The organism is uncultured Senegalimassilia sp. (genome assembly GCF_934630535.1).
Classification (GTDB): Bacteria; Actinomycetota; Coriobacteriia; order Coriobacteriales; family Eggerthellaceae; genus Senegalimassilia.
Genome location: NZ_CAKTVU010000020.1, coordinates 18,936 through 32,309 on the forward strand (window position 1 = coordinate 18,936; position 13,374 = coordinate 32,309).

Consider the following 13,374-nt stretch of genomic DNA (forward strand, 5'->3'; position numbering starts at 1 on the left):
CGAACGCATTCTCGCGTGCTTCATGGTAGCAGCATGGCGGTCTCTTGCATGTAAAGAGTTCGAAAGCAACACGCATGTACGGCGCGGCAAAGGAGGCGACGTCGGTCAGCGCAAAAAGCCGAACGCTCGTTGCGGATTGTTAAAATTATTCTTGACCCAGAACAATAATTTGGTATTCTATTCTCAGTTGGAGATAACACTGCTTCGACATCTCCTCCCCCTCGTTTCACTCGTCTGACGCAAAGGCCGCCTCCCCCCGCGGCCTTTGCGTCATTTTCGGTAGCATTAAAGCGTGGGGGCGACGCCTGCTGCGCTCCGAGGTTTCAGCGAGGTGGGCGCTAGGCGATCGTTGACTTGCGGTTCGCGCGATCGTCTAGCGCGCTTATCCTCGCGTTTCCCCGAACTTAGGCAGCTTTTTCAGCAAAGCCCAAGCAATCTGCTTGTCTTGCGGCGTTTTCAGAAGGGATTCGAAGTCCAGGAACGATATAGCGGCGCGGCCAAGCGGTCGAGCCGCTTTCCCAGAGGGAAGGGCAAGGCGATATGCTTGCCCCAAGAGCGCGGAGCTTTTGCCGTCCGCGGCTACGATGCAAATCGGGTCCAATCCTTCGACCAGAACGAACAGGGCCTGCTGGTCAAGGCCGTCGGATACTACGTACGTGCATGCGTCGCGTCCGTATCCCAAAGCCGCCAAGGAGCTGTCCAGCGCTTTCGCCGCCGCTTCCGACAGCGGTTCCGAGCTGATGACACAGCATAGCCCGGCACGGGCCCCGTTCATATGCTGGCCGAACAACTCCCAAGTTTCGTCCAGCGCGACCTCGTATTTGTTACCGCTCATAGTTTTTTTCACACCCGCTCTTGCCCTTGAAACGCGTTCGCCGTATAACCGAATCATACCAAGAACGCAAGGAGCCGCGAACGGCGCGAAGGCGTTGCCGCGGAAACGAAGGAGGACGTTATGTGCACTAACGGCATCAACACCGGTCAGTTCGAGATGATGATCGAGCAGATCGACGACCATTTGAAGCTCGAGCGTCGTTGGGCCCATACGCTGGGCCACAAGGCGGGCGACGCCGGCTACGAGAACGTTTCCAAGAAGCTGCACGAGGCGCAGGCGCTCATCGACGACGTGCGTGCGCTGCTCGACGAGGCGAAAGATGCCCTGGAGGACGACGCCGAGGCCGCCGGCGGCGTTACGGTGGAGCTGGTGTAGCCCGGTATGGCGAACGACCTTATGCGGTTCTCGGTCGCCATGCCCGAGGACCTGCTGGTGAGCTTCGATCGCCTGGTGTCGCGGCGGGGATTGGCGAAGAACCGCAGCGAAGTGGTTCGAGACCTTGTCCGCGATGCCCTGGTGGAGGACGAGTGCGCGACGCCCGGTGTCGAGGTCGCCGGTTCTTTGACCATCGTGTTCGATCACCATGCCAACGACCTGCAGGAAAAGCTGCATGCCATCCAGCACGAGTACTTCGGCAACATCGTGTCGTCCATGCATGTGCACCTTGATGAGCACATGTGCTTGGAGGTCATCGTGTTGCGCGGTCATACGGAGCTGGTTCAGAGCATCGCGAACCTCATCCTCGGAACCAAGGGCGTGCAAAACGGCAAGCTCGTGCTCACCGTTGCGGAACACCACCACGAACACCGTTAAGCGATGATCGGCCGTGCGGATCGAACGCCGTGCGGCCGTTTACATATATAAGGAGCAATGTAATGGATACTACGGTCATGCTCGGCCATGGCAGCGGCGGCACCATGATGAAGCGCATCATCGACGAGGTGTTCTTCGCCGCCTATGCAGGCGAAGAGCTTTTGCGCGGCGATGATGCGGCGGTGCTGCCCGCGCCGGCGCAAGGCGAGCGCCTGGCGTTTTCCACGGACAGCTTCGTGGTCACGCCCCATTTCTTCCCGGGCGGTGATATCGGCCGCCTGGCCGTGTGCGGCACGGTGAACGATGTCGCAACCAGCGGCGCCACTCCGCGCTATCTGAGCTGCGGCTTCGTGCTGGAAGAGGGCTTTCCTATCGAGGATCTCAAGCGTATCTGCACCAGCATGGCCGAGGTGGCGAAGGAAGCCGGCGTGCATTTGGTCACGGGCGACACCAAGGTGGTCAATCGAGGCCACGGCGATGGCGTGTATATCAATACCGCGGGCATCGGCACGCTGCGCGAGGGCGTGAACCTGGGTGGAGCGCAATGCAAGCCTGGCGATAAGGTGCTGGTCAGCGGCACGTTGGGCGATCACGGCATCACCATCATGAGCTGTCGCGAGTCGCTGTCGTTCAAAGCCGACCTTCAAAGCGATGCCGCACCTTTGAACCACCTCATCGCCGAGGTGCTTGCGGCGGCGCCGGGCACGCGATGCTTCCGCGATCCCACGCGCGGCGGTCTGGCCTCCACGCTCAACGAGTTGGCATCGCAGTCCGGCACCGACATCACGGTGGAGGAGGACGCCGTGCCTGTGAAACCCGCAGTGCAAGGCGCGTGCGATATGCTCGGCTACGATGTGCTGCAGGTGGCCAACGAGGGCAAGATGGTGTGCGTCGTCGCGCCTGAGGATGCCGAAGCAGCGCTTGCGGCCATGCGCGCGAACAAATACGGCGCCGATGCCGCCATTATCGGCGAAGTGTCCGAAGCGCAGCCCGAGCGTGGTTCGAAGGTCTTCCTGCGCACCGCCTTCGGTGGTACGCGCATCCTGGATATGCTGGTGGGCGAGCAGTTGCCGCGTATCTGCTAGGAACATCCGGGAACCACCGGTTTGCTTCGCCCCGTTTCCTTTTCAGGAGGCGGGGCGTTTGACTTCCTGGCAGGAAAATCCGGAGTCGAGGCGGTAACGGCATGTGCGGAACGTCGTTGCGAAAGCGTCGTCATAACCGCTCCCCGGGTATTTTCCTGATTCGTATTGCAATCATCGGCAGTAGTGGTATTGTGCCTGCATTGCTTAATTGGGGTATGACCCGGTAGCGTTTCGCCGGGGCTTATAGACGAGAAGGAGTTACCATGGCACATCCGGTTATTGTGGCTGACGAGTGCATCGGCTGCGGCATTTGCGTTGACGCCTGCCCGCAGGAGGTCCTGGAGGTCAACGGTGGCGTTGTCGAGGCTGTGAACGAGGAGAACTGCATCGCTTGCGGCGACTGCGTCGAGGAGTGCCCCATGGGCGCCATCCCCGAGGTCGTCGAAGAGTAACCTCTGTCGTTGATCGCATGGAACGAGGCCCTTGCCTGTATATAGGCAAGGGCCTCGTTGCGTATACGGGCGTGGCAGGATTAGGGCAGAGCCGAGTTATGAAGGGGTTTTCGCGCTTAGGGTCTCGGTGGTCGAAGCAGGTGTCGTGAAGAGGGGAAGGCACCGTCGGCGCCGGATTTCGAGCAGGTGCTGAATCTTGCGTAAAACGCCTTTCTTGAGCTTATTGCATAGCGACTGAGATCTATCAAGTCGCATTGCATTCGCAGTTAAGCCGATATTCGGCGCCTGGAATGGCGCCATTCTCTAGAAATGGGCCGCAGTTTTCCCAGTTCAAATGCTTGATAGCAAAAACTTAATCTATCTGACATTTTGGTGTTGACAAAACGTAACGTTATAATCCGCAAATAACTTGACATGCCTAGACTTAGATTTTATAGTACGAATCGTTGGAAAAAGGCTAAGCCCCTAGAGCCTAGCCGCAGTACCTGATTTCGGTTACATAACTCCAAGTGAGAGGAAGCAATCATATGAGCAAGATTCTGGGCATCGACCTTGGCACCACTAACTCCGCCATGGCCGTCATGGAGGGCTCCGAGCCCGAGATCCTCGTGAACGCCGAGGGCGACCGCACCACTCCGTCCGTCGAGGGCTTCCGCAAGGACGGCGAGCGTGTGGTCGGCAAGGCCGCTAAGAACCAGGCCGTCACCAACCCCGAGAACACCGTCTCCTCCGTCAAGCGCTTCATCGGCCGCTCCTTCGCCGAAACCCAGGCAGAGCAGGCGAAGGTCAGCTACAAGGTGCAGGCAGGCAAGGACGGCCGCACCGTCGTCGACATCGACGGCAAGGACTACACGCCCGAGGAAATCTCCGCTATGGTCCTGCAGAAGCTGAAGAACGACGCTGAGAAGCAGGTCGGCTCGCCCATCACGCAGGCCGTCATCACCGTCCCGGCATACTTCAACGACGCTCAGCGTCAGGCTACCAAGGACGCCGGTAAGATCGCCGGCCTCGAGGTCCTGCGCATCATCAACGAGCCTACGGCAGCTGCTCTGGCATACGGCCTCGACAAGACGAACAAGGACGAGAAGATCCTCGTGTTCGACCTGGGCGGCGGCACGTTCGACGTGTCCATCCTGGAGCTCGGCGACGGCGTCTTCGAGGTTGCCGCCACCGCAGGCGACAACCAGCTGGGCGGCGATGACTGGGATCACCGCGTCATCGATTGGCTGGCCGACAAGTTCGCCAAGGACAACGGCGGCATCGACCTGCGCAAGGACAAGATGGCCCTGCAGCGCCTGAAGGAAGCTGCCGAGAAGGCCAAGATGGAGCTGTCCAGCACCACGCAGGCCAACATCAACCTGCCGTTCATCACCGCTGACGCCACCGGCCCGAAGCACCTGGACTACACGCTTACCCGCGCCGAGTTCGAGTCCATCACCAAGGACCTTCTGGACCGTTGCCGCAAGCCTGTCGAGCAGGCGCTGAGCGACGCCGGCATGTCCCAGGGCGAGATCGACGAGGTCATCCTGGTTGGCGGCTCCACCCGTATGCCCGCCGTGCAGGAGCTGGTCAAGCGCATGACCGGCAAGCAGCCGAACATGTCCGTGAACCCCGATGAGGTCGTTGCCATGGGCGCTGCCGTCCAGGGCGGCGTGCTCGCCGGCGACGTCGAGGGCATCCTGCTGCTTGACGTCACGCCCCTGTCCCTGGGCGTGGAGACCATGGGCGGCATCATGACGAAGATGATCGACCGCAACACCACCATCCCCACCCGCAAGACCGAGGTGTACTCCACGGCTGCCGACAACCAGACCTCCGTCGAGATCCACGTGCTGCAGGGCGAGCGTCAGATGGCTAAGGACAACAAGACGCTGGGCAAGTTCCAGCTGACCGGCATCCCGGCTGCCCGCCGCGGCGTGCCGCAGATCGAGGTCACGTTCGACATCGACGCCAACGGCATCGTGAACGTGTCCGCTAAGGACCTGGGCACCGGCAAGCAGCAGCAGATCACCATCAGCGGCTCCACGGCCCTGAACGACGAGGAAGTCGACCGTATGGTCAAGGACGCCGAGGCCCATGCCGAGGAGGACAAGAAGCACAAGGAAGAGGTCGAGACCCGCAACAACTGCGACGCCCTGGTCAACGCCACCGAGCAGACCCTGAACGAGCTGGGCGACAAGGTGCCCGCGGACTCCAAGTCCGCCGCCGAGGAGGCCATCAACGAGGCGAAGACGGCTCTGGCCGGCTCCGACATCGAGGCCATCAAGGCTGCCACCGAGAAGCTGCAGCAGGCAGGTTACAAGCTGGCCGAGGTCGCATACAGCCAGCAGGGCGCCGATCCGGCCGCCGGCGCGGCAGCGGGCGCTCAGTCCGATGACGGCCCCATCGAGGCCGACTACGAGGTCGTCGACGATAAGGAAGGGAAGTAAGCGCCATGACGATGCAGAGCACGCCCGAGCCTGAGCGCGCAACGCAGGATCAGGGCACCCAAATCCCCATCCAGGACGAAGCGTCCGAAGCGAAGCAGGAAGGCGCCGCCCAGCAGGGCGGTGCCGCCCCCGAGGCCGCCGATGCCGCATCCGATGCGGTTGCAGAGGCCGAAGAGGTGCTCGAGGCCCAGGCCGACGAGGCTCCCACCAACGATGAGCTGGTGGAGAAGGCTCAGGCGGAGGCAAAGGACTGGCAGGATAAATACCTGCGCCTGCACGCCGAGTGGGATACGTATCGCCGTCGTACGGCCGAGCAGCGCGAGCAAGAGCGCCTTCGCGCCGGCGAGAAGCTGGTCGAGAAGCTGCTGCCCGTCATCGACGACTTCGAGCGCACCATCGACTACGCCGAGAAGAACGGCGAGGCTGGTTTGATCGACGGCGTGAAGGCCGTGCACAGCAAGTTTGTGAACGTGCTGGAAACCGGCGGTGTGCAGGTCATCGACCCTGCCGGCCAGGCTTTCGATGCGCTCGAGTGCCAGGCGGTCGCCACAGTCGACGATGCATCCGTTCCGGATGAGACGGTGCATGAGGTGTACCAGAAGGGCTACAAGATGGGGACGAAGGTTCTCCGAGCCGCAATGGTCACCGTCGCCACGGGCGGCCCGAAGAGGCCGAAGCCCGAGAGCGAAGACGAATAGATAGCTTTTGCGAGGGCGGGCGGTATGGTCCGCCCTCGTGTTTACAGTGAAAGGAAGGTGGAGCGCATGCCGGCTACTCCGGATTACTACAAAACGCTGGGCGTTCCGCGCACGGCGACCACCGACGAGATCAAGAAGGCGTTCCGTAAGCTAGCGCGCAAATACCACCCCGATGCGGGCGGCAGCGAAGCCAAGTTCAAGGAGATCAACGAAGCCTACGAGGTCTTGTCAGACGATAAGAAGCGCAAGCTGTATGACCAATACGGCACAGCGAACGAGAATCAGATTCCCCGAGGATGGGGCGGTGGCTCCGTAAACGTCGAAGACATCTTCGGTGGCGCCGGTGCCGGCGGTTTCGGCAGCTGGGCCGATATCCTCGAAAGCATCCGCCGCGGTGAGGGCGCGTTCGGCTCGAACTGGGATTTCAACGGCGCGGGCGCCAGCGGCTTCGGAGGTCGTCAGCCGCGTCCTCGTAAGGGCCAGGACATGAACGTCACGTTGAACGTCACGTTCGAAGAGGCGTTTTCCGGCACGGAGAAGCGTGTCACCGTTCGCGTGCCCGGTCGCGCCGACTCGGAAACGCTTACTGTCAAGGTGCCGGCGGGCGCCGTTGACGGCGGACGCTTACGCTTCCGCGGCAAGGGCGCGCCCGGCGAGTCGGGCGGCGAGGCCGGCGATCTGCTGGTCACCACCCGCATTCAGGACCATCCGTATTTCAAGCGGGATGGCGCGGATGTGCTCATCGATGTGCCCGTCAACGTCGCAGAAGCCGCATTGGGCGCCAGCGTGGTCGTCCCTGCGCCCGACGGCACGAAGGTGCGCGTGAAGGTGCCTGCCGGAACGCAAGATCAAACGGTCATGTCGGTTCGCGGCAAAGGCGCGCCGAAGGTGAAGGGCTCTGGCAACGGCGACCTGAAGATCACCGTCAAGGTGCAGGTTCCCAAGTCCATGAACCCGCAGCAGCAACAGGCTATGGAGGCGTTTTTGGAAGCGTCGCCCGATGACGTGAGGAGCTGGTAGACATGCCCGAATGGAATGATCGCAACCGGCCCCTGTACATGATCGGCGTGGCAGCCGAGCTGGCGGGCGTGCATCCTCAAACCCTGCGAGCTTACGAGCAAAAGGGCCTGGTAACGCCCCAGCGCACCAGCGGCAATACCCGCATGTACTCGCAAGCGGATATCGAGCGCCTGTCCCTTATCAACGAGCTTACCGGCGAGGGCATCAACCTTGCCGGCGTCATCCGTATCCTCGATCTGCAGGGTCGTTTGGATGATCGCGATCAGGAGATCGATGATCTGCACAAACGGGTTCGCCGTTTGGCCGACCGCGTGCACGAGCTGGAAACGCGCGAAAGCGTCAATTCCCTCGTGCAGTCGCCCACGGCCATCGTCGTCCGCCGTCCTAGCTCGCTTTTGTAAACAAATGCATTGAACCCGTTCAAAGGAGGTTTGCATGAGATTAGATAAACTTGCCGTCACTGCTCAGGAGGCCTTCCAGGCTTCTATGGGCGTTGCCGGCGATGCGCAATCCAGCACCATCGAGCCCATTCACCTGCTCAAGGCCATGCTGGACGCATCGGAGAACAACCTGTCCGCCATCATCAAGCGCATCGGCGCCGACCCGGCGCAGCTGTCGCAAAACGTCGACGCCGCCATCGCCGCCATGCCGAAGGCCAGCGGCTCCACCATGCCCATGGCCATGCCCAGCAACAACCTCATGAAGGTCATCGACAGCGCCGTGAAGGCGGCGGAGCGCATGGGCGACAGCTACGCAACCACCGAGCATTTGCTCATCGCCTTGGCTCAGGACAAGGGCGACGCCGGTCGCGTGCTCAACGGCCTTGGCATCACCGGGAAAACCGTCGAGGAGGCTTATAGCTCCCTGCGCGGCTCCACCCGCGTCACCGATCAGCAGAGCAAGCCTGAGCTCGACGCCTTGAACCAGTACGGTCAGAACCTTACGCAGAAGGCGCGCGAGGGCAAGCTCGACCCGGTCATCGGCCGTTCCGAGGAGATCCGCCGCACCATCCAGGTGCTCAGCCGCCGCACGAAGAACAACCCCGTGCTCATCGGCGAGCCCGGCGTCGGCAAAACCGCCATCGTCGAAGGCTTGGCGCAGCGCATCGTCGCCGGCGATGTCCCGTCCGGCTTGAAAGACCACGATGTCATCGCACTCGATCTTGGCGCCATGGTCGCGGGCGCTAAGTACCGCGGCGAGTTCGAGGACCGCTTGAAGGCCGTCCTGCGCGAGGTCAAGGAGTCGAACGGCCAGATCATCCTGTTCATCGACGAGCTGCACACCATCGTCGGCGCAGGCTCCACGGGCGATAGCTCCATGGATGCGGGCAACATGCTCAAGCCGGCCCTGGCACGCGGTGAGCTTCATGCCATCGGCGCAACCACGCTTGACGAGTACCGCAAGTACATCGAAAAGGATGCCGCTCTGGAGCGCCGTTTCCAGACGGTCATGGTCAGCGAGCCCACGGTCGAGGATACCATCGCCATCCTTCGCGGCTTGAAGGAGAAGTACGAGATCCATCATGGCGTGCGCATCACCGATGCCGCCATCGTCGCCTGCGCCGAGCTGTCGAACCGCTACATCTCCGACCGCTTCCTGCCCGACAAGGCCATCGACCTCATGGACGAGGCGGCCAGCCGCCTGCGCATCGAGATCGACAGCATGCCCGAAGAGGTCGATTTGGCGGAGCGCAAGCTCACCCAGATGCAGATCGAGGAGCAGGCGCTTATGAAGGAGACGGACGAGGTCAGCCGCGAACGCCTTGAGCACCTGCGCAAGGAAATCGCCGACGCCCAGGACGCCCTGTCGAAGCGCAAGGCCGAGTGGCAAAACGAGAAGGATGTCATCGAGGATGTCCAAACGCTCAAGGCCGATCTCGAGGCTGCGCAAACCGAAGAGGAGCGCGCAACCCGCGAAGGCGACCTGGTGAAGGCCTCCGAGATCCGCTACGGCCGCATCCCCGAGCTGCAGCGCAAGCTGGAGCAGGCCGAGCAGGCGCTGAACGACAAGCAGGAAGACGGCGCCATCCTTAAGGAGGAGGTGTCGCAGGAGGAGATCGCCGAAGTGGTGTCCACCTGGACCGGCATCCCCGTGTCCAAGATGATGCAGGGCGAGATGGAGAAGCTCGTCGACCTTGAGGACAAGCTGCATGAGCGCGTCATCGGTCAGGATGAGGCCGTATCGGCGGTCGCCGGCGCCATCCGCCGCAACCGCGCGGGCCTGTCCGACCCGAACAAGCCCATCGGCAGCTTCCTGTTCCTCGGTCCCACCGGCGTGGGCAAGACCGAGCTTGCGAAGGCGCTGGCGGAATACCTGTTCGACAGCGAGAAGGCCATGGTGCGCATCGACATGTCCGAGTACATGGAGAAGTTCAGCGTGCAGCGCCTGATCGGTGCCCCTCCGGGATACGTCGGCTACGACGAGGGCGGTCAGCTTACCGAAGCCGTGCGTCGTCGTCCGTACAGCGTCATCCTGCTCGACGAGGTGGAGAAGGCTCATCCCGACGTCTTCAACATCTTGTTGCAGGTGCTCGATGACGGCCGTTTGACGGACGGTCAGGGTCGCTTGGTGTCGTTCAAGAACGCCATCATCATCATGACCAGCAACATCGGCTCCCAGGCTATTCGCGAATACGAGAGCGCGAATGCTCAGAAGGAAACCATGGGCGACGTCATGGAAAACGTCATGAAAGGCGATGTGGAAACGGCGGCGAAGAGCTTGGCGGAGCTGTCCAACAAGATCAACGACGCGTTGCGCAACACCTTCCGCCCCGAGTTCCTCAACCGTATCGACGAGGTCATCACGTTCCATGCGCTGTCCATCGCCAACATGGAGCCCATCGTCGAGCTGCAGCTTAATGATGTGCGGCAGCGCCTGGCCGATCGTCGCGTCACGCTTGACGTCACGCCCGCCGCTATGGATCATCTGTCCATCGACGGCTTCGATCCGGTGTACGGCGCCCGTCCCTGCAAGCGTTTGGTGCAGCGCGAGATCGTCGATCGTATCGCGCAGAAGATCGTCGAGGGTAAGCTGCCCGACCGCAGCCATGTGCTCATCGACATCGACGAGGCTGCCGACGAGTACGTATGCCGCGTCGAGCCGCCGCTGGAGCTTGACGCCGTGCCGGTCGACTAGCAATGCCGCCTCGCGTCGCGGTTATCGCGGCGCAATGATAAGCGCGTAACGAAAAGGAGCGCCCGCCGAGTACCACGTCGGCGGGCGCTCCTATGCTTATGCGCGGAATCGGCTTTGCCTCATCCGTGCCTTTAGCTGCTTCGATCTCAATGTCATCGGTTAGCGTTCTACCAAGTCAAGCAGCTCCTGCTTGCTGTGCACGTCTAGCTTCGAGTAGATATGCTTCGTGTGGCCCTTTACGGTGTTCTCGGTCAGGTAAAGCGTCTCGGCGATGTATGCCTTCGTGCGTCCTTTGCACAGCAGCTGCATGATCTCAAGCTCGCGCGGCGTCAGCTTGTGCTGCTTGCCGACCTCCTCGCAGCGCTCCTCGAGGCTTCGGTAATCCGCGGGCGCGCTTACTGGTTCACCGCGCAATTCCGCAAACAGCCATTTCGTATCCTGGTCGCGCATCTCCAGGCAAAAAGTCGACACCAGTACCAGAACGAACATCAATGCGACCACGATCACCGCATCGTGCCCGCCGCCCGAATACATGAAGGATGTCATCGAACCAATGGCAAACGGCGCCGTATAGCAGGCCCAGCCAACGCCAAAGACCCAGGGAGCGGGAAGCTTCGAATGCTGTGCCACGTCGGACAAGGTCAGCCAGGCGAATAGCACGATAAGGTCCCAGGCGCTGCTTTCCACGCATCGCAGAACGGTGATTTCGGGGAACGCGGTTTGGCTGAGCATGTCCAGAGCCAGCACCAAAAGGGCAATGCGCCATAATTGAGAGAAGTTAAACGGTTTGTGCAGCTTCACCACTACGAACAGCACGATGCCCGAGATGGCGATTTCCAGTAGACGCCCAAGTAAAAAGTCAACGGGAGGTGTTTGAGCCTGGTTCCCCAAGGACTGGCTCACCAGGAATGCGGTTACAAAGCTGAATGCGGCGATTGCGACAATGACCTTCCAGAGCCCTCGTACATTATGGGACTCGAAATGGATGACGGGTTTCTCTGCGGCCACGTTCTCAATGCCCTTCAGCGCAATCCAGCACATCGATACCGAGATGACGGGCAGCAGCATGGCGGAGGCGCATTGCGCTTCGATGGGGATGAAGTGCGTAATTGCTTTCAGCGTCGATCCGCCGATGTTCGCCAGAAGCAGATAAATCACTGCATGGCGCAAATCAAGCTTTGCGTAGAATGTGCTCCATTGCAGGTATAGCCAGCCAAGAACGCATGCGCAAAGGACCATGGCGGCGAACTGAAGCGGAGTCGAGGGGAATATGGTTAGCGTGAGCGCCAATAGCAACGAACCGAACGCACCAAGCGTCCCGGCAATGGTTGCGGAGACGCCTGAGCTGAAAAACGCTGGAGCCTTTCGCGAGATCGCGGCAAAGATCAAAACGGCAACAGCAAGCACAAGATAGGAAAGCGTCCAAGGTAGCTGGGCGGAGGGAGCAACTCCCCCGAAAGCGTTCATGAGGAAACCCCATGCGAGCGGGCACGCTATGCCCGTCGATGCGAACGCGACCATCTTGTTGGTAAAGCGCGGCTTGCGCCTGGTTGAATCGGATTTCGACCCCGATTTCGCTGATGCTTCAGTTTTCATGTCGCCCCTTCTCTCAGAGGAATCGTAACACATGCGCTAAACAATAGGTTTCCGCTCTAAGAAAAGGGCCATAACAACCTGACCAGCGGAAATACCGGAGGCACCCTTTTCGGGTAAGAGGAGGAATACTCAGTTTAAGTAGATAAATAACCATCTAAGGGTGGCGCGCGGCCGGCAAAACCGGCGTACTATCCATGTTGTCGAGAGCGAAGCCCAACCTTGGTCTCACCTGAAACCCCGTTTCTGTCGAGACCGTTTCGCCAACTGTTTGCGGTTTGCGCTCGATCGACGAAAGAGATGGCATGTTGAAAATCAATAGCATACCCGCGGAAGCTCGCTTCGCCGAATGACCAACCCTCCGGTCAGACGTATCCCCTTAATGCGCCGGCGATCCCCCTCACTAAGCGCTGCTTCCGAATCTCCTCCATGGCCCGCGAGCCCCCTTCTCGCGGGCCGCTTCTTTTCTCGGAGTGCATCGTCTGGGTGTTCGAAACGTCGTTTGCAGACCGACAACCAAGGCGAAGGAGGCGATCAAGCATAAGACAGCATCGCTCCAGCAGAACCGCTTCTACTCGCACATAGAGATGTTGAACGCTAATTCAGCCAAGCACATGAGCCGGAGCCCGGCGATAAGGCGAAAAGGGACAGCAGGAGAACTGCAACCCTTAAAAGCAGTTAAATAGACAAGAGGCTCCCTTTACAAGTTTGCATGACGGTTAGCGGATTCCGCTTAGGGTAAGAAATCGAGCAGGGAGGGTCTGGCGGTTCGGTTCTTACTGCATCGTGCGCGGACAGCTGGCTCATCCTTCCAAACGATGCTGTTGGAATCGCGTTTCATCAAAAGCTTTTCAGGCACTTAGTAAGTAGGTGTTGCTCGGCCGAGCAATCGCGCAGAATCATAGCTGTCGCTTTGCCCGGCACGGTATTATCGGCCTGCCGTGCTCAGTCCTTCATGCGAGCAGGCATTCGCTCGGCAGCGGAATGTGCGGCGCATATCGAGTGTGATTCAAAGGTTCGCAAGGATCAGCAATCATCTTCCGCCAGCGCTCTAGCCTTAGGCTAAAACCCGGCTTCTGTCTTTGGCGCTCGCCCCGCGATTCCGCCTGCGTCTCGCATCTGGCCCTCAGCGCGAGTCGTCTCACCGTCGACTCGCTACGTGCCTCGAACTCTATCCATATATGAAGCACGGTAAATCCCCTCCCAAACCCCATATGTGTGCAGAATGTGAAGATGACGCCCAACGCGAAATAGTTCTGGACACGGCCCGGGGAGGAGCGTATTATTCAATCTTGCGCCAAGCACGAAAGCGCT

The 13,374-nt window shown here is 60.5% G+C and carries 11 protein-coding genes; 9 read left to right on the forward strand and 2 right to left on the reverse strand.

What is annotated here, in order from left to right; all coding sequences use genetic code 11:
* Window positions 1-382 precede the first annotated feature (382 nt).
* A complete protein-coding gene (locus tag Q0D52_RS08675; protein WP_294382076.1) occupies window positions 383-835 on the reverse strand; it encodes a hypothetical protein in 453 nt (150 codons plus the stop codon).
* Window positions 836-955: 120 nt separating this feature from the next.
* On the opposite strand from Q0D52_RS08675, the gene Q0D52_RS08680 reads away from it, so the two are divergent.
* From Q0D52_RS08680 to clpB, 9 genes are all read left to right on the forward strand, one after another.
* The gene (locus Q0D52_RS08680; protein ID WP_042432031.1) at window positions 956-1,210 is read left to right on the forward strand and encodes a hypothetical protein; all 255 of its coding nucleotides are present in this window, start codon (window positions 956-958) and stop codon (window positions 1,208-1,210) included.
* Between the two features lie 6 nt (window positions 1,211-1,216).
* Window positions 1,217-1,648, forward strand: a complete 432-nt coding sequence (gene nikR / locus Q0D52_RS08685; RefSeq protein ID WP_294362873.1) for a nickel-responsive transcriptional regulator NikR — start codon at window positions 1,217-1,219, stop codon at window positions 1,646-1,648.
* A 62-nt stretch (window positions 1,649-1,710) separates the two neighbouring features.
* Window positions 1,711-2,733 (forward strand): hydrogenase expression/formation protein HypE, encoded by a 1,023-nt coding sequence (gene hypE, locus Q0D52_RS08690; protein ID WP_294362871.1) that lies wholly within the window; start codon window positions 1,711-1,713, stop codon window positions 2,731-2,733.
* A gap of 263 nt (window positions 2,734-2,996) precedes the next feature.
* The gene (locus tag Q0D52_RS08695) at window positions 2,997-3,185 is read left to right on the forward strand and encodes a 4Fe-4S binding protein (RefSeq protein WP_042432023.1); all 189 of its coding nucleotides are present in this window, start codon (window positions 2,997-2,999) and stop codon (window positions 3,183-3,185) included.
* Window positions 3,186-3,712: 527 nt separating this feature from the next.
* On the forward strand, window positions 3,713-5,614 hold the full coding sequence (gene dnaK, locus Q0D52_RS08700) for a molecular chaperone DnaK (protein ID WP_294362869.1): 1,902 nt from the start codon (window positions 3,713-3,715) through the stop codon (window positions 5,612-5,614).
* Between the two features lie 5 nt (window positions 5,615-5,619).
* Window positions 5,620-6,312 (forward strand): nucleotide exchange factor GrpE, encoded by a 693-nt coding sequence (locus Q0D52_RS08705; RefSeq protein WP_294382079.1) that lies wholly within the window; start codon window positions 5,620-5,622, stop codon window positions 6,310-6,312.
* A gap of 66 nt (window positions 6,313-6,378) precedes the next feature.
* Window positions 6,379-7,332, forward strand: coding sequence for a DnaJ C-terminal domain-containing protein (locus Q0D52_RS08710; RefSeq protein ID WP_294382081.1), 954 nt, complete (start codon window positions 6,379-6,381; stop codon window positions 7,330-7,332).
* A 2-nt stretch (window positions 7,333-7,334) separates the two neighbouring features.
* A complete protein-coding gene (locus Q0D52_RS08715) occupies window positions 7,335-7,733 on the forward strand; it encodes a MerR family transcriptional regulator (protein ID WP_294362861.1) in 399 nt (132 codons plus the stop codon).
* Between the two features lie 34 nt (window positions 7,734-7,767).
* Entirely contained in the window at window positions 7,768-10,467 is a 2,700-nt protein-coding gene (gene clpB / locus Q0D52_RS08720; RefSeq protein WP_294382084.1) for an ATP-dependent chaperone ClpB, read from the forward strand.
* A 159-nt stretch (window positions 10,468-10,626) separates the two neighbouring features.
* On the opposite strand, the gene Q0D52_RS08725 is transcribed toward clpB, so the two are convergent.
* Window positions 10,627-11,934 (reverse strand): LuxR C-terminal-related transcriptional regulator, encoded by a 1,308-nt coding sequence (locus tag Q0D52_RS08725; protein WP_294362855.1) that lies wholly within the window; start codon window positions 11,932-11,934, stop codon window positions 10,627-10,629.
* Window positions 11,935-13,374 lie beyond the last annotated feature (1,440 nt).